At 63.8% G+C, this 16,607-nt stretch carries 17 protein-coding genes; 14 read left to right on the plus strand and 3 right to left on the minus strand.

The genetic code is table 11. The annotated features are described in order from the left end of the window. Nucleotides 1-172: 172 nt before the first annotated feature. The 3 genes from ACP7A3_RS11620 to ACP7A3_RS11630 are packed head-to-tail and all read left to right on the plus strand — an operon-like array spanning nt 173 to nt 2,112. On the plus strand, nt 173-427 hold the full coding sequence (locus ACP7A3_RS11620) for a tautomerase family protein (RefSeq protein ID WP_426255668.1): 255 nt from the start codon (nt 173-175) through the stop codon (nt 425-427). Further along, nucleotides 424-1,314 carry an aldo/keto reductase gene (locus tag ACP7A3_RS11625; RefSeq protein ID WP_426255669.1) on the plus strand — a complete coding sequence of 297 codons (891 nt, stop codon included), beginning with the start codon at nt 424-426 and terminating at the stop codon, nt 1,312-1,314. Before ACP7A3_RS11620 ends, ACP7A3_RS11625 begins: the two co-directional genes overlap by 4 nt. 45 nt (nt 1,315-1,359) lie before the next feature. Further along, nucleotides 1,360-2,112, plus strand: coding sequence for an SDR family NAD(P)-dependent oxidoreductase (locus tag ACP7A3_RS11630; RefSeq protein WP_426255670.1), 753 nt, complete (start codon nt 1,360-1,362; stop codon nt 2,110-2,112). 151 nt (nt 2,113-2,263) lie between these two features. On the opposite strand, the gene ACP7A3_RS11635 is transcribed toward ACP7A3_RS11630, so the two are convergent. Continuing rightward, nucleotides 2,264-3,190, minus strand: a complete 927-nt coding sequence (locus tag ACP7A3_RS11635) for a LysR substrate-binding domain-containing protein (protein ID WP_426255671.1) — start codon at nt 3,188-3,190, stop codon at nt 2,264-2,266. A 151-nt stretch (nt 3,191-3,341) separates the two neighbouring features. Here ACP7A3_RS11635 and ACP7A3_RS11640 point away from each other — a divergent pair, with 151 nt between their 5' ends. The 4 genes from ACP7A3_RS11640 (at nt 3,342) to ACP7A3_RS11655 (ending at nt 6,066) form a co-directional block, all read left to right on the plus strand. Beyond that, the gene (locus ACP7A3_RS11640; RefSeq protein ID WP_426255672.1) at nt 3,342-3,725 is read left to right on the plus strand and encodes a VOC family protein; all 384 of its coding nucleotides are present in this window, start codon (nt 3,342-3,344) and stop codon (nt 3,723-3,725) included. Nucleotides 3,726-3,859: 134 nt separating this feature from the next. Beyond that, nucleotides 3,860-4,411 carry a VOC family protein gene (locus tag ACP7A3_RS11645; RefSeq protein WP_426255673.1) on the plus strand — a complete coding sequence of 184 codons (552 nt, stop codon included), beginning with the start codon at nt 3,860-3,862 and terminating at the stop codon, nt 4,409-4,411. A 57-nt stretch (nt 4,412-4,468) separates the two neighbouring features. Continuing rightward, entirely contained in the window at nt 4,469-5,005 is a 537-nt protein-coding gene (locus ACP7A3_RS11650) for an AAA family ATPase (RefSeq protein WP_426255674.1), read from the plus strand. Nucleotides 5,006-5,367: 362 nt separating this feature from the next. Further along, entirely contained in the window at nt 5,368-6,066 is a 699-nt protein-coding gene (locus ACP7A3_RS11655) for a protein-L-isoaspartate(D-aspartate) O-methyltransferase (RefSeq protein WP_426255675.1), read from the plus strand. Here the strand turns inward: ACP7A3_RS11655 and ACP7A3_RS11660 are convergent. Continuing rightward, nucleotides 6,027-7,421, minus strand: coding sequence for a sensor histidine kinase (locus tag ACP7A3_RS11660; protein WP_426255676.1), 1,395 nt, complete (start codon nt 7,419-7,421; stop codon nt 6,027-6,029). The two genes, ACP7A3_RS11655 and ACP7A3_RS11660, sit on opposite strands and share 40 nt — an antisense overlap. Before the next feature lie 7 nt (nt 7,422-7,428). Further along, nucleotides 7,429-8,103: a winged helix-turn-helix domain-containing protein gene (locus tag ACP7A3_RS11665; RefSeq protein ID WP_426255677.1), complete on the minus strand. Its 675-nt coding sequence runs from the start codon at nt 8,101-8,103 to the stop codon at nt 7,429-7,431. 124 nt (nt 8,104-8,227) lie between these two features. Here ACP7A3_RS11665 and ACP7A3_RS11670 point away from each other — a divergent pair, with 124 nt between their 5' ends. The 7 genes from ACP7A3_RS11670 (at nt 8,228) to ACP7A3_RS11700 (ending at nt 16,501) form a co-directional block, all read left to right on the plus strand. Then, entirely contained in the window at nt 8,228-8,542 is a 315-nt protein-coding gene (locus ACP7A3_RS11670; RefSeq protein WP_426255678.1) for a PepSY domain-containing protein, read from the plus strand. 98 nt (nt 8,543-8,640) lie between these two features. Further along, nucleotides 8,641-9,948 (plus strand): TolC family protein, encoded by a 1,308-nt coding sequence (locus ACP7A3_RS11675; protein ID WP_426255679.1) that lies wholly within the window; start codon nt 8,641-8,643, stop codon nt 9,946-9,948. Nucleotides 9,949-9,953: 5 nt separating this feature from the next. After that, a complete protein-coding gene (locus ACP7A3_RS11680; protein WP_426256037.1) occupies nt 9,954-10,988 on the plus strand; it encodes an efflux RND transporter periplasmic adaptor subunit in 1,035 nt (344 codons plus the stop codon). Continuing rightward, a complete protein-coding gene (locus tag ACP7A3_RS11685) occupies nt 10,988-14,062 on the plus strand; it encodes an efflux RND transporter permease subunit (RefSeq protein ID WP_426255680.1) in 3,075 nt (1,024 codons plus the stop codon). Before ACP7A3_RS11680 ends, ACP7A3_RS11685 begins: the two co-directional genes overlap by 1 nt. Next, nucleotides 14,059-15,066: a YncE family protein gene (locus ACP7A3_RS11690; RefSeq protein WP_426255681.1), complete on the plus strand. Its 1,008-nt coding sequence runs from the start codon at nt 14,059-14,061 to the stop codon at nt 15,064-15,066. The genes ACP7A3_RS11685 and ACP7A3_RS11690 overlap by 4 nt, the downstream gene beginning before the upstream one ends. Nucleotides 15,067-15,089: 23 nt before the next feature. Beyond that, the gene (locus tag ACP7A3_RS11695; protein WP_426255682.1) at nt 15,090-15,749 is read left to right on the plus strand and encodes a phosphatase PAP2 family protein; all 660 of its coding nucleotides are present in this window, start codon (nt 15,090-15,092) and stop codon (nt 15,747-15,749) included. A gap of 98 nt (nt 15,750-15,847) precedes the next feature. After that, on the plus strand, nt 15,848-16,501 hold the full coding sequence (locus ACP7A3_RS11700) for a DedA family protein (RefSeq protein ID WP_426255683.1): 654 nt from the start codon (nt 15,848-15,850) through the stop codon (nt 16,499-16,501). Nucleotides 16,502-16,607: the final 106 nt, after the last annotated feature.

A 16,607-nucleotide genomic window follows, 5' to 3' on the forward strand; every position in this document is an offset into this window, starting at 1 on the left:
GCCCGCACCCTCTGGGTGATCCATGAAACGCGCCCCTCGCAGCCTTCAACACCATGTTTTATATAGGAAATATAATGGTCAGGACAGCGAAATCAGCGCCTTACTTGGGAAATGTGGGTGGAGAAGGTGACGGACGAGGAATATCTCGCGCCGCTCGGCACCGAGTGAGGCCATGCCGCACGTCATCGTGAAACTCTGGCCCGGCAAGTCCGATGACCAGAAGCGGCGTCTGACCGAAACCATCACGGTCGGGGTGGTGGAGACGCTCGGCTATGGCGAGGAGGCGGTGTCGGTCGGGTTCGAGGAGGTCGCTCCCGCCGATTGGACGGCCAAGGTGTACGAGCCGGACATCGCCGCGAAGTGGAACACCCTGACCAAGCAGCCCGGTTATGGCGAGCGGCCGACCGGGCGGAGGCAAGAACAATGATCCTGAACGAAACCTTTGCCCTTGCCGATGGCATCGCCATCCCGAAGCTCGGCCTTGGCACCTGGCGCGTCGATGATGCCGCAGTCGTGCAGGTCGTTCGCGATGCTATAGCTATCGGCTATCGCCACATCGACACCGCGCAAGCCTATGGGAACGAGCGCGGTGTCGGTGAGGGGCTGCGGGCCAGCGGCATTGCGCGTGACGAGCTTTTCGTCACCACCAAGCTCGCCGCGGAATCTAAGACCTACGCCGATGCTAGGGGCCGCATCGACGGCTCCCTGCACGCGCTCGGCCTCGACCACATCGACCTGATGCTGATCCACAGCCCGCAGCCGTGGACCGAGTTTCGCGAGGGCGGCGACTTCGACGCCGGCAACCTTGAGGCGTGGCGCGCTCTGGAGGAGGCGCAGCAGGCCGGCAAGCTCCGCGCGATCGGCGTCTCGAACTTCGAGCGCGGCGATCTTGATAACATCCTACGGCATGGCACGGTGAAGCCCGCCGTCAATCAGGTGCTGGCGCATGTCGGCAACACCCCGTTCGATCTGATCGACTATTGCCGCGCGGAGGACGTGCTGATCGAGGCGTACTCGCCGGTCGCACATGGCGCGGCGCTTCAGCACCCCATGCTTGTCGAGCTGGCGGCCAAATACGGTGTCGGCGTGGCGCAGCTCTGCATCCGCTATTGTCTCCAACTTGGGCTGCTACCGCTGCCCAAATCCACCAATGCCGATCATATGCGTAGCAACGCGGCCGTTGATTTCGACATCAGCGAGGACGACATGGCGACGCTTCGCGGCTCCGGTGATGCCATCGACTACGGCGAAGCCAGCGCATTCCCCGTCTTTGGCAAGCCGCGCCAGGTCGCCGGATCAGGCGCCAACGCCTGATCGCACTGCGCGCGGCCGCTCCCCATCAAACCAGAAAGGTATCTCATGTCTAATCAGCGTTTCACCGGCAAGGTCGCCTTCATCACTGGCGCTGCCAGCGGGATCGGCCGGGCGACGGCCATCGCCTTTGCAGCTCAGGGCGCGCGTGTCGCGGTCTTGGATCGCACCGAAGACGCTTTGGCCGAAACGGCCGACGCGGTGAAGAAGGCGGGGTCGGAAGTTCTGGTCCTCGCCTGCGACGTGTCCCAGCCCGAACAGGTCGAAGCGGCGGTGAGCCGGGTGGTCGAGACCTTCGGTCAGCTCGACATCGCCTTCAACAATGCCGGGGTCGAGAACAAGGCAGCGCCCGTCCACGAGATCGAACTCGCCGAGTGGGACCGCATCTTGGACATCAACCTGCGCGGCACCTTCGTGTGCATGAAGCATGAGCTGGCGCAGATGGTGCGTCAGGGCAGCGGGGTGATCGTCAACACGTCCTCCGGTGCCGGCGTGCGCGGTGTGGCAGGCGGCGCCTCCTACACCGCCTCCAAGCACGCGATCATCGGCCTGACCAAGGCCGCAGCGCTCGACTACGCGAAGCAGAACATCCGCGTGAACGCGGTACTGCCAGGCAACATCGAAACGCCGATGATGGATCGGTTCACGGACAGCGATATCCAGAAGGCGATCGATCTTGAGCCGGTGGGCCGTCTGGGTAAGCCCGAGGAAATTGCCGACGCCGTTCTGTGGATGAGCGCCGATCTGGGCGCGTTCGTCACCGGCGCGGCGGTGTCCGTTGATGGGGGATGGTCGCTCTAAACGATCAAGGGCGGCTTTCTCGGGGAAGTTGCACCGGAAAGCCGTTCCTGGATCAAGGAGCCTGAGGTTCCCAAAACACCATCATGGATTGGGACCGGCCACCTTTACTTATGAACAGTCGTGATTTGAACGCATTGGGCGTTTGCGGCCGTTATGCTATATCAGGTGACTGGCGTTCCATGGCAATAAAATCGATCAGCGCGCGCAGTGGCGCGGGCACAAAGCGCCGCGAGAAATACAGCCTTGGGCCTTCAAAGGAGGGCCACCATTCAGGCAGAACGGGACAAAGCGAGCCGTTCTGAATGTGTGGATGAAGCCAGTTCTTGAAGGTTCCAATGATGCCGTGACCAGCACACGCAGCTGCGATCGCGGCATGTGCAGCGTCAACGCCGATGATCAGCCGGCCAGGAGGGTCAATCGTAATCGCCTCAGGTCCGCGCTCGAACTCCCACGCTACAAGCGCGCCGCTCGAAAAGCGAAGCCGGATTGCGTCTTGAGCCAGGAGGTCTTGCGGGCGGACGGGCGTCGCGCCTCTCTTCAAGTAGGAGGGGGAGGCGGCATAGGCCAAGCCCTGAATTGACGGCCCGATCGGCACCGCAATCATGTCTTTGGCGAGATGCTCCCCGTAACGAACTCCGGCGTCACAACCCGCCGCTACGATATCCACGAGCCGATCCTCCACCACGACTTCAATCCGGACGTGCGGGTGCAAGGTAAGGAAACGGTCGATCAGCGGCGGAAGAATATCCACCATGACCGCGCCTGTCACATTCAGCTTGAGGAGGCCGCGCACCTCGGTTTGCGAATTGGCTGCGTCCTGGAGCGCTGCCCGGGCTTCGGCAAGTAGCGGCGTGAGTCGGGCGGCCAATGCGCTTCCGGCCTCAGTCGGCATAACGCTGCGCGTTGTGCGGGTGAGAAGCGGAACGCCTAGCTGTTGTTCTATTTCGACGATCTTCTCGCTTACAGTTGAGGGGGAGAGGCCAAGCTGCTTTGCCGCTGCCCGGAAGCCACGCGCCTCGACGACAGACAGGAAAACTTTCAGGTTATCAAAACTCGTTGCCTCGAGATTGTTCGCCATGCCGATCAGCGTATCCGATCTTGAGCGTATTATCAAAGGCATCCGAACAAGCGATCATGCCCCAGGACGTAGGACTAAGGTGGTGCAACGTCACCAACCGCACCCAACTACAAGGACAATCAGAATGTTTACACTCGGGGGAATCCATCATGTGGGCATCGTCGTCGAAAACCTGGAAGCGAGCACGGCATGGTACGTCGAGCATCTCGGCTTCAAGCGGTTGTACACCTTTGGCTGGCAGGGAGTTCAAGCGGCCTTTATCGGCCGTGGCTCCGTCAAGATCGAGCTTTTCCAGAATGAAGAGGCAAAACCTATGGTTGAAGATCGGCGTCGGGCCGAGACCAACCTGAAGATTGGCGGGATCAACCACTTTGCTATTGAGGTGGACGACCTTAATGCGGTCGTCGCGGCCTTGGAAGAAAAGGAAGTCGTGGTGGTGTCGCCGCCCCGTGAGGTTCCTAACAGCGGCGGAAGCTGCTTCGCGTTCATCCACGACAACGAGGGTATGCTAGTGGAACTCTTGCAGCCCGCATAATAAGGTCACGCTCTGCCGGTAACTCCGACCGGCAGGGCATCCACCTTTCCCGAAACTCGATCCCAATGGGAATGGCGGGGCCGTCTCGATCGCCGTTCCTTTTCGAGAAAGCGTCCGTGCCCTAAAGCGTTACGATGAAGATCGTATTCGCCATGCTGCTGGCGTCGGTTGCAGCCAACGCGCAGGCACAGACAATGCAAGCACGGCCCAGTGGGAGTGCAGCAATGAACGATGCCGCAAACGTCATTACCGTGGACCACACGGGCTTCGCCGTATCGTCTCTGGACGAAGCCATTCGGTTTTGGACGAGAGCGCTCGGCTTCACCCTTGAGCGACAATCGGAGATGGGAGGCGACTTCCTGCATCAGGTGACCGGTGTCGATGATCCGAGTGTGAAAACGGCGATCGTCAGGGCACCGAGCGGTTACGCGGTCGAATTGTTGCAATATTCAAAAGGGCACCAGAATGGGGCGGTGCCTTCTAGCGCGGGGGCGATCGGTGCGGCGCACCTGGCTCTGACCGTAAAAGATATTCATGCCGCCATCGCCCGCGTTGAGGCAGCAGGATGGAAAGCCAAGGGTAGTCCGTTGCCAATCGCGGGTGGTCCACGCAAAGGGACTCTGGTGGCCTATGTTTCAGGTCCCGATCACATCACGATAGAGCTTATGCAGCCGCCAGCCCGGTAATGAGCTTTGGGTAAGCTTTCCCATTTCCCGATCCCTTGCAAGACGCTGACATAGAACATGACAGACAACCTTTACGTCATCACGGGCGGTCCCGGATCGGGCAAGACAACCCTGATTGACGCTCTCGCCGGCGAGGGTGTGCGGCACATGCCGGAAGCTGGCCGAGCAATCATCCAGGACCAAGTGGACATTGGCGGCACCGCTCTGCCGTGGGCCGACCGGGAAGCGTTCGCGACGTTGATGCTTGCATGGGAGATGCGATCCTATCGCGAAGCCTTGAACTCTTCCGGCCCGGTAATCTTCGATCGCGGCATACCCGACGTGATCGGCTATTTGCGGCTCTGCGGATTGCCAGTGCCGGCTACGGCGCTGCGGGCGGCCGAGCAGCGGCGGTATTCGAGCAGGGTCTTTATAGCCCCACCGTGGACAGCCATTTTCGGGCAGGACGCAGAGCGTAAGCAGACGCTCGCAGAAGCCGAAGCTACCTACCATGCAATGGTCGATGCATATTCCGGTTTGGGCTACGAGCTTGTCGAGCTGCCGCTGGTGTCGGTAACGGAGCGGGCGAAGTTCGTCCGCGAGCAGATCGGCTAGCCTCCGAACGGCTCCCCCGGTTATGGATGGCGGGGCGTTTTTTCAACAGCCCCGGTCGTTTTTCTGGCGGTCCGACCGATCATCCGCGTGTTCCGACACTTAAGTTGCGGATCGCGACCCGCGCTTACCGAGGATCTATCGGACATTGGGAAATCGTATAGCCACTGCGATCGTGGCGTAATGTCATGGGGGGTAAGCGCGTCCGCATGCCGACATCGCCACCCCATGTCGGCGGTGGTCAGCGTTCCCTTGGAGCCACAAGCAGGGTGCTGAAGAAGGTTTCTCTGGGCCTAGTCTGCCTTATAGCCGCTACGACTTCACTTGGATTTCGCGCACCGGACCGAACAGACGAGCGTGCGCGAATGATTAGCTCGATCAACGCAGCGGCTGCTGACGTTCCGGCACTCCGAGATGACCGCTTTTTCCAGGCAGCAGTTGCTGTGGAGGCGACGCTGCCACGCGAGGATTTCGTGCCTCGCGCTGCAAAGCCGCAAGCCTATATCGGGGCGCCCTTGGAAATCGGGTGGCAGCAGACGATTTCCGATCCTTACATCATGGCGATCATGACGGCTGCGGTGCAAGTGCAGCGCGGCTCCCGCGTTCTGGAGGTCGGGACAGGCTCCGGCTATCAGGCCGCGATCCTCGCCGAGTTGGGTGCTGAGGTATCCACGATCGAAATCGTCCCGCAGCTGGCACGCCAAGCGGCCAGGGCGTTGCGTCGGCGCGGCTATCGGGAGGTCCATACCCGCGTCGGGGACGGCTTCGCAGGCTGGCCCGAGCGCGCGCCGTTCGACGCGGTGATCGTCACCGCGGGTTCCGCGAGCGTTCCAGCCCCGCTGCTCGATCAGTTGCGGACCGGCGGGCGCCTGGTGATGCCGATCGGCCCCTCCACAGCAACCGAGCGGTTGGAGGTCTTGACGAAGCAGGCGGACGGTAGCGTCGTCGCATGTTCTCTAGGCTGGGCAATGTTCGTGCCCCTCACAGGCCGAGGGTATGCTCCCGATCGTCCGGGTATTGGCGATCACGGCAAGCCATGGTGCTTCGGGGCGTCGGTTACCTGATCGATCGCAGACGACAGACGGAAGGCGATCCGCACACACAAGCCCTCTGCGCCATCGGGGATGATGCACTTCGCCTGATGGAGGGCGGCGATGGCTGATACCAGCGCTAGGCCGAGACCTGCGCCTTCCGTGCTGCGACTGGCATCCCGCCGGTAGAAGCGTCGAAACACCTTCTCGCGTTCATCGAAGGGGATACCGGGACCGTTGTCGCATATCTCCGCCACGGCTTCGGTGCCGACGGTGCGCAGGCGAGAAACGATGCGCGTTCCACTCGGGGTGTGGACGATCGCGTTCTCGATCAGGTTGGTGAATAGCTGCGCGAGAAGGTCATGGTCGCCGATGACGGTGACCCCTGCGCTATGGTTGGCAATGAACGTCTGCCCGGAGTCCTCGACCACGGGCACATAGGCCGCATGGATACGGTCTAGCAGTTCGGTCAGGTCGACGGTCGCGAAACGACGTCGCCCAACACCTCCCTCGATCGACCCGATCCGCAGCAGGGCTTCGAACGTCGCGAGCAGTCCGTTGGTCTGCTCCACGGCCGCATCGATACTGTCGGGATCGCCGGCACCTGCTACCTGCAATCGTTCGAGCCGCTGGTGGAGCCGGGTGAGTGGCGTGCGCAGATCGTGCGCGATATCCGTCGACACCTGCCGCAAAGCCTCCATCGCAGCAGCCTTCCGCTCAAGCATGCGATTAAGGTTCCGGGTGAGGTCGTCGAACTCCGGACCGAACCCGATCATCGGCAGCCGTTCCGCGCCGTCCCCATCGATGATCCGGTCGATGGCGCGATTGACTGTTGCGAGCCGACGCAGGAAGACGCGCCCCACCAGATACCCGCCGATCAATGCAAAGGCGGCGATGGCGATGCCGCTCCAGATCGTGAAGCGTCCGAGCCGGTGGCGTAGTTGCTGAACATCGAAGCTGTCGGTGGCTACGACGAGCAGCAACCCGTCGGGCAGCTGCGTTACTTGCGTTGCGAGACGTTCGACGTGTCGCGAGCCGTCGAAATCCTCGGGCACCGCAACGCTTCCTTGACCGATCCTGGCGGCTTGCAGCGGCAGGTCGCCGGACAGTCGGTGTCCCGTTTTGTCGGTCAGGAGATATCGATAGGGCGGATCAGCGTCGCTCCCCCGGTGCCGCGCGATGGCATCCGTCAGTCCCGAGAGACCCAGCTGGGTATATTCCGCGGCCAGGACCGACGATTCTGCCCGCAGCATGCCATCGCTGGCTTCTCGGGCGAAATAACCGACCTGCCGCTCCACGGTGAACAACAGGGCGCCTGCGCCGAGCGCCACGACGACCGCCAGCATCAGCGCGAAGCGAAAGGCCGCGCTTCCGAATGCGGCCGGCATGAACGACCTAACCCGCATCGATCCGGTATCCAGCGCCCCGAACCGTATGGATCAGTTCACAACCGAAACCACGATCTACCTTGGCGCGCAACCGGCTCATGTGGCTTTCGATGATGTTGGTCTTGGGATCGAAGTGAAACGACCAGACATTCTCAAGGAGCATCGTGCGGGTCACCACCTCGCCCGCGTGCAGCATCAGATATTCGAGCAGCTTCAGTTCCTGCGCCTGCAGCTCCACCCGCTGCCCCGCCCGCGTGACGCTGCGCCGGATGCGGTCGAGGACGAGGTCACCGACCGCAATCGTGGCAGCGACTTCCAAGATCGGGGGACGCCGAGCGAGCGCATTGATCCGGGCAAGCAACTCAGTCGCCGCGAACGGCTTTGCCAGATAGTCGTCGGCACCCGCCTCGAGCCCTTCGACCCGGTCCTCGACGCCGTTCATGGCCGTCAAAAAGAGTGCCGGGGTTCGTATCCCCGCCGCCCGGATAGCCTTGAGCGCCGGCAGGCCGGAAATGCCGGGCACCATCCGGTCGAGGATCAGAACGGCGTAATCGCTGGAAGACGCCAGAAAGATCGCGTCCTGCCCGGTCGTACAGGCGTCGACGACATGGCCTGCACTGCTCAGCACGCGCTCCAGGTCCTCACGCGTCACGGCATCGTCTTCGAGCAACAAGAGCTTCATCGACGGATAATCCGGTTTCGCGACGGCGACGGCAAGTTGGGCATAATCAATCTTGTCCTCACCTGCGGCGAAGGTTGCCGCTCCTACAAGGGCACGGTGTAACCTGCCTCAAGGAGTGTGTGTCATGAAAGACGTGCGATTGATGCTGGGTCTGCTGTCCGTCGCAGCGTTGAGTGGGACAGCCGCCGCGGCACCAACGAAACTGAAAGGACACCAATACGCCGCTGAGGCGAAAATCTCTCTCGCGACGGCTCGGCAGACCGCGCTCAAGGCGCGTCCCGGCAAGATTACCGACCAGGAATTGGAAAAGGAGAAGGGCGGCAGCGGCCTGCGGTATTCCTTCGACATCACCAGCCACGGCAAGCCTTATGAGGTTGGTATCGATGCGCGAAGCGGCGCGATCCTCGAGAATGTTGCGGAAAGCAAAAACCCGGACTGACCAACATCGAGATGCCGGCGCATTGGCCAGCGTCACCGGTCATGAGGCGCGACAGAAACATGCTGATCAGGGGGACCAGGAAGGGCGTTCGGCCCGTTATGCTCGCAGCGTTGCTGGCGGGATGCGCGCATTACACCCCACTGCCGCTCACGCGAGATGTACCGCTCGCGCCGTCAATCGTTGCGCTCCAGAGGGCCGCGGAGGATCATGGAGCGCTGTCAGTTGGCGATGTCGTTACGTTGGCGCTGGCGAACAACCCGGACCTTCGCGCTGCGCGCCTGAAGCGGGGCATTGCCGAGGGCGAGGCGACGCAAGCCTCGATCCTCGCCAATCCGTCCCTGTCGGGCGCTTTCCTGCCTCTGCTTTCGGGGGCGGGCACTGTCCCGGCGTGGAATCTGGGACTGGCACAGGACATCAAGAGCCTCGTCACCTATCGTGCGCGACGCCGCGCTGCCACTGCGAGCACCCGGCAGGTCGCGGCCGATCTCGTCTGGCAGGAATGGCAGGTCGCCGGACAGGCGCGCCAGCTTGCCACCGACATCATCATCGGCACGCGCAGTCGCCCGACCTATGTCGCGGCCTACGATCTCCTGTCCGACCGGAACGGCAAGCTCGAGCGCGCGCTGGCGGCGCGAACCGTGACGCTTGTCACCGTCGCCCCGGACCGTGTCGCGCTTCAGGCGGCGCGAACATCGCTCAACACGCTCGACCAGACTTTGCTCTCACAGCGTCACCAGCTGAACGCCCTGCTGGGCTTGACGCCGGACGCGGTCGTGCCGCTCGCAACCGCGCCCGACCTGCCGCCGTTCGACCCTGCCACAATCCGTGCCGGGCTTGCGACCCTCCCCGATCGCCGGCCCGATCTGCTCGCGCTGCGCCTCGGCTATGCCGCCGCGGACGAGCAATTGCGCGTCGTAATCCTGTCGCAGTTTCCTGACCTGATCCTTGGCGGCTCCGTGTCGAGCGACAGCTCGAAGGTCATCAATGGCGGGCCAAACGTGCAGGTTGGCCTGCCCATCTTCGATCGCAACCAGGGCAATGTCGCGATCGCGCGGGCGACGCGGGCGCAGCTCCAGGCCGATTATGCGGCGCGCCTAGCGGCTGCTACCGGTACGGTTGGCGCGCTGCTGCGGGAATATGAACAGCTTGCGTCGCAACTAGCGATCGCGCGCCGTGATCTGCCTGCCGCCCGCATCGCCGCGTCCCGTGCACAGGCGGCGTTCGGCGCCTCCAACATCGACGAGCGGGGCTATGTCGACCTCGTCTCCAACCGCTTCGCGAAGGAAGAGGAGATCATGACGCTGGAACTCGCGCTGTTCGATCGGCAGATCGCCATCCAGACGCTAGTCGGCGACGGCCTGCCGACGGCCGACCTGCCGCCTGAGCAAGCGGGGACGGTCCGGTGACCCCAATACCCAAGAGGATTTCCGCTGCCATTCTCCTGCTGCCGGTCGCAGCGTGCAGCGGAACGTCCACCACGCCCGATCCCAGCGATACCCCGACGCCGAGCGTCCTCGTCGGCACCGTTGCACCCCGCCAGGGTGCGCTGCCGGCGATCGTCACCGCTTACGGTTCCGTGGCACCGTCCGAGATCGGCACCCGCACCTTCAGCGAGGCGCAACCGGGCCAGGTCACGCGGCTGTTCGTCGCGCCCGGGAGCGCCGTGAAGATGGGTCAGCCGCTGGCGACCTTCGTCACCGCGCCAACTTCGCGCAGCACCTACGAACAAGCGGTGAGCGCTCTCGCCGCAGCGCAGAAGGCGCGCGCCACCACGGCGCAGCTTCTAGCGCAACAGCTCGCAACAACCGATCAGCTGGTGCAGGCCGACAAGGCGGTGTCCGACGCCCGAACAGTGCTGGCCGCGCTTCGGGCAGAGGGCGCCGGTGCGCCGGTTCATACTATCACGGCACCGTTTGCCGGCGTCGTCACCGCCGTGGCCGTGGCGCAGGGGGACCGCACCGCTGCAGGCGCCACGATCCTGACCGTCGCGCGGTCAGGCGGGATCGTCGTCACCGTGGGGATCGATCCTTCGCAGCGTGGAGTCGTCGCCGTCGGCCAAGGTGCGTCGCTGAAGCGATTGTCCGGGGGTGGCACGCTCGACGGCCGTGTCGTCCGGGTCGACGGCGCGCTGAACGCCGTGACCAAGATGGTCGACGTCGACCTGTCCTTTCCGGCGGGAGCGCTCCTGCCGGGCGAGCCGATGCAGGTCGACATCCGCACCGGCGAGGTCGGCGGATGGGTCGTGCCGCACGCGGCGGTGGTCACCGCGAGCGGTCGCCCGCGCATCTTCCAGGTCCGGGACGGCAAGGCCAAGGCGGTTCCGGTCGCCGTCCGGCTTTCATCTGACGCCGGCGACGTGGTCGACGGCGCCCTCTCACCGCGCCTCCCGCTGATCGTTGCAGGCGCCTATCAGGTCACTGACGGCGACGCGGTCCGGAGCCGGTAATGCTTGAGCGTCTCCTGCGCACCCAGTCGCGCGCGTTCGTCCTCGTCGGCCTAGCGCTGGCGCTCGCGGGGATCGTCGCAGCCTTATCGTTGCCAATCGGCCTCTTCCCGCAGGTGTCGTTTCCGCGGGTCGTGGTCGATCTCGATTCGGGGAGCCGCCCCGCCGACCAGACCGCGCTGACTGTCACCCGCCCGGTCGAGGAGGCAATCCGCGCCATCCCCGGCGTCAACAACGTCCGCTCCGAGACGGCGCGCGGGACGGCCCAGATCTCGATCGACTTCGGTTGGGGGCGCGACATGATCGCGAGCACGCTGCTGGTCGACACCGCGGTCGGCCGTATCCTGCCATCGCTGCCTGCCGGCACGCAGTACAATGTCCGCCGGATGGACCCGACCGTCTTCCCGATCATCTCGTATGCTCTCGTATCCGATACAGCGGATCCGGCGCAGCTCCAGGATTTTGCACGGCTTCAGATCACCCCGCTGCTGTCCTCGATCACCGGTCTCGCCAAGGTCGGTGTGCAGGGTGGCGACACCGCGGAGGTCGAGGTGCTCGCGGACCCGCAACGGCTCGCAAGCTATGGCCTGGCAATGGCGGACCTTACGACCGCCATCCGCAACGGCAATGTGTTGAGCGCGGTCGGGCAGGTCCAGGATCGTGGTCGCCTCTCGCTCGTCATCGCTGACCGCAGTGTCGCCAGCCCCGCGCAGGTTGGTGATATCGTCGTCAAGGCGGCCCCGGCAGGGGTAGTTCGGGTACGGGATGTCGCGACCGTGCAGACCGGTGCCGTGCCCGTCTGGCAGCGGATCGTCGAGGACGGGAAACCCGCGGTACTTTTCAACATCTACGAGCAGCCAGACGGCAACGCGGTCCAGATCGCAAGGCAAGTGCAGGCAAAACTGGCAGGCGTGAAGCTGCCGGCCGGGGTCAAGCTGGTCAACTGGTACGATCAGAGCGAGCTGGTGACCCAATCGGTCGCAAGCGTTCGTGACGCTGTGCTGATCGGCCTCGTGCTCGCCGCGCTGGTGCTCCTCCTGTTCCTGCGCAGCTGGCGTGTGACGCTCGTCGCCATCATCGTTGTACCGGCCACGCTAGCGACCACGGTGCTGGTGCTGAGCATCCTCGGCATGAGCTTCAACATCATGACCCTCGGCGGCATCGCGGCCGCGGTCGGTTTACTGATCGACGACGTCATAGTGATGGTCGAGCATATCGCCCGACGCGCCGGCGAGGTGACGCGGGATGGAGACGTCGCTGGCAACGCTGCGGTCATCCCCGCCGCGCGCGAGTTCATGGCACCGCTGACGGGATCGAGCCTGGCGACGCTGATCGTGTTCCTGCCGCTGTCGTTCCTGACCGGTGTGACCGGCGCCTTCTCCAAGGCGTTGTCTGTGACGATGGCCGCGGCGCTCGCCATTTCCTGGGCGATGACCGCGTTCGTCGTACCGGTCCTCGTGCGCTGGCTGGTGGACTTCCGCACATGGCGGGACCCCGGCGTCGCGGGAGAGGGACACCTCGCCGTGGTGCACGACAAGGGCCTTGATCGGCTGTCGGCCCGACCGTGGCTGCTCCTTGTCATCCTCGTCCCGCTCCTGGCGGTCGGCTATATCGGCTATTCCAAGGTGCCGACAGGCTTCATGCCGAAGGTCGACGAAGGCGGCTTCGTCATGGATTACTACACCGCTCCCGGCACCTCGCTTGACGAAAGCGGGCGTCAGGTCGGTCAGATCGACCAGCTGCTGCGGGCCAATCCGGAGGTGCTGACCTTCTCCCGGCGGCTCGGCACCGGCCTCGGTGGCGATCTCGGCCAGAGCTATCACGGCGACTATTTCGTCCGGCTGAAGCCGAACCACAGCCGCCCGACCGAGGAGGTGGCCGCCAGCGTCGCCGACGAGATCGGGGTCAAGGTGCCGGGCGTCCAAGTCGAGGTCGCACAACTTATCGAGGATCTGATCGGCGATCTCACCGCCGTCCCACAGCCGATCGAGGTCAAGCTCTACTCGTCCGACCCGACCGTGCTCGATGCCCAGGCGAAGAAGGTCGCTGCCCTGATCGAAAGGATCGACGGCGTCGTCGAGGTGAAGGACGGCGTTCAACTGGCAGGTGACGCACTCGATGTCCGCGTCGACCCGGTCCGCGCCGGCGTGGAAGGGGTCGCGCCCGCAGACGTTGAGGCACAGCTGTCGACCGCCCTGAGTGGCACTGTCGCCACAACCCTTGCCCGACCCGACAAGGCCATCGACGTGCGCGTCCGGCTTCCGCAGGCGATGACGATCAGCCAGGCGGGGCTTGCGCAACTGCCCATCCGTGCGACCGACGGCCATGTGTTTCCGCTGTCGCGCGTCGCATCCATCGAGGCGGTCGTCGGACAGCCACAGATCGCCCGCGAGAACTTGGAACCGATGGTGGCCGTGACCGGTCGTATCCAAGGGCGTGGGATCGGCGCTGCCGTTGGTGACGTAACCAAGGCCCTTGACCAGCCAGGCGTACTGGCACCCGGCATCCGCTACGAGCTGGGCGGCCTCTATCAGCAGCAGCAGATCGCCTTCGCAGGCCTCATCAAGGTATTCGGCGCAGCCCTCGTCGCCGAACTGGTGTTGCTCCTTGTGCTTTACCGGCGGTTCTGGTTGCCCGTTATCATCATCGGCTGCTCGCTGCTGTCGACCACGGCAGTGTTCACCGCCCTATGGCTCGCCGGCGTCGACCTCAACATCACGGCGCTGATGGGCATGACGATGATTATCGGCATCGGCACCGAGATGGCGATCTTCTACGTCTCCGAGTTCGAGGAACTCTGCCACACCATGCCGCCCGTCCTCGCGACGCGCGAGGCAAGCCGCAATCGCCTGCGCCCGATCACGATGACGACGCTGGCGGCGATTTTGACATTGCTGCCACTGGCGCTCGCGATCGGTCAGGGCTCGGGCATTCAGCAACCACTCGCAATCGCGATCATCGCCGGCCTGTTGCTGCAGTATCCGCTCGTACTCTTGGCAATGCCGATCCTCGTTCGGCTGACCCTACCCCATTCCGACCATGATCCTGCCATTCCAGAACAGGAACCTGCACGATGAAGCGCGTACTGACGACTGCCATCTTGGCGCTGACATCCTTCGCGGCGGGGGCTGCCCCGCCGGTGCCAGCCTACCGCGTCGCAGCTACGATCTCCGGTCCGGACGGCGGGGGATGGGATTATGCCCGCGTCGATCCCGTCGATTACCGCCTCTACATTGCGCGGTCGACCTCGGTCACCGTCATCGACACCAGACGTGAGCGGGCAGTCGGATCGATCGGCAACATCGCGCACGGTCATGCGGTCGTACCGCTTTCCGGCGGGCGCCTCATGGCGACGAGCGGCGACGATGCCTCGGTCCGCTTTCTCTCAACCTCCGATGGTCGCGAACTGGGCCGTGTCGCGGTCGGCGAAAAACCCGACGCTGCGATCGTCTCCGCTGATGGCAAGGCCGGCTTTGTCATGAATGCCAAGGCCGGCTCGGTATCGATCATCGACACGACAGCGATGCGGACGTTGCGCACTGTGCAGCTCAAGCCCGGCCTTGAATATGCCGCGCTGACGCCGAACGGCACGCTGTTCGTCAACGACGAGGACGCAAACGAGATCGAGGTCGTCGACATCCGTCGCGGCACGGCCGCTGCGCCGATCGCCTTGCCAGGGTGCACCGAGCCGTCTGGCCTCGCCTATGACGCGAAAACGGATCGCCTCATCGCCGCGTGTGCCAACGGTAAGGCGGCCATCGTCACTGGCTCGAACCGCAAACTTACGCAGCTGGTCGACATAGGTGCAGGCCCAGATGCCGTCATTCTGGATCCGCAGCGTCGCTTGGCGTTCATTCCCTGCGGCAGGGACGGAGTGCTGGACGTGCTGTCTCTCGAAGGCCCCCTCGTGACGCGCGTGGGGCGTATCAAGACTGCCGTGGGTGCCCGGACGGGTGCACTCGATCCAGAGAGCGGTGCCATCTACCTGCCGACGGCGTCGTTTACCCCGCCAGCGCAGCCCGGCACCCGCCCGGTCGCAACGCCCGGCACATTCAGGGTCCTGGTCGTGAAGCCGGCGTGACGGTGAGCCGGGCAAAGGCAGCTATGCGGATTCTTGCCGGGGGCGCTCTGTTCGCATTTGGCGGAGCGCTTCTACTCGTCGTGGCGGCGTTCTTCGCGACAGGCCGGATGACGGGCTTCGACCCGGCCATCCTGCTGTGGATGCGCGAGCGCACCGGCGATCATGGTCCGCTCATCGTCATCGCCCGCGATGTGACCATGATGGGTAACAATTCGACCTTGTGGATCATGACCGCGATCGGGCTTGGGTATCTGGCGATTAGGCAACGCTGGCGATTGTGCGCCTATCTTGCGAGCACGACCGCAGGTGGGGCCATTATCATCAGCGTTCTGAAGGCAATTGTAGACCGGCCTAGGCCGATGATTGTCGCGCATCTTGTTGATGTTCGAACGGCCAGCTTCCCGAGCGGGCACGCCATGGACTCCGCTTTCGTCTATGGCTCTCTGGCGATCGTCATGGCGGCGGAGGCTGGTGGCAACCGTCGAGGGACTGTCGCGATCGCCGTTGCCATGGTGCTGATTTTCGCGATCGGGGCTTCACGGATCATCCTTGGCGTCCACTGGCCGACGGATGTGGCCGCTGGCTGGGCAGTCGGTCTGAGTTGGACCGCCATCGTAACGCGGGTTTTCGCTTTGACCGATGACATGAATTCCGCGCCAAGCCGCTGGCCGTCTCGCCGCTAGCCCATGATCGAAGACCCGACGCTTGCCGGTCATTTCAGGCGGCCAACGAGCGTTTGCACGCCTTCGCGTAAGAAAACTGCCGTGCCGAGGACATCAAAATGAATGGGCTAAGCAATCTCATCGCGACCCTGGCGGGCTGGATCGTCGCCGCGATCGCTGCGACCGGATATATCGGCATCATCGGCTTGATGGCTCTCGAAAGCGCCTGCATCCCGCTGCCGTCTGAAATCATCATGCCGTTCAGTGGCTATCTGGTCTCGACCGGTCGCCTCGACCTGTGGCTGGTAGCGATTGCGGGGGCGATCGGCTGCAATCTCGGGTCGGCCCTTGCTTATGAGGCGGGGCGCCGCGGCGGCCGTCCCATGTTCGCGCGTTACGGACGCTGGCTCCTGCTCACATCCGAGGATCTCGACCGATCGGAACGGTTTTTCGACCGCTTCGGCGGTGCGGCTGTTCTGTTCGGTCGGCTGTTGCCAGGCATCCGCTCGTTCATCGCGCTACCTGCGGGGATCGCCCAGATGCCGTTGCTGCGCTTTCACCTTTACACGTTCATAGGATCACTGCCCTGGTGCCTGGGATTGGCCTATGTCGGCCAGATGCTGGGGAGCCGCTGGAACACGGACCCGCGATTGTCGGCCTTGTTTCACAAGATTGACCTATTCCTGCTGGGCGCGGTCGTACTGGCGGCAGTATGGTTCGTGCGGCGTCGCCTGACGGGGGCGCGAGCTTCACGGGCCGCAGAAACCGAATGAGGGTCGGGAATGACCTTCGGTCCCTTCGCCTTCAATCATAGCGGGGCGCGGCTTTATTGGGATTTTGTATAGTCGGCTCCAGTAGCGCCCACTCTTTCGTGACTAA

Source organism: Sphingomonas sp. DC5200-1 (genome assembly GCF_049897245.1).
Taxonomy (GTDB): Bacteria; Pseudomonadota; Alphaproteobacteria; order Sphingomonadales; family Sphingomonadaceae; genus Sphingomonas; species Sphingomonas aquatilis.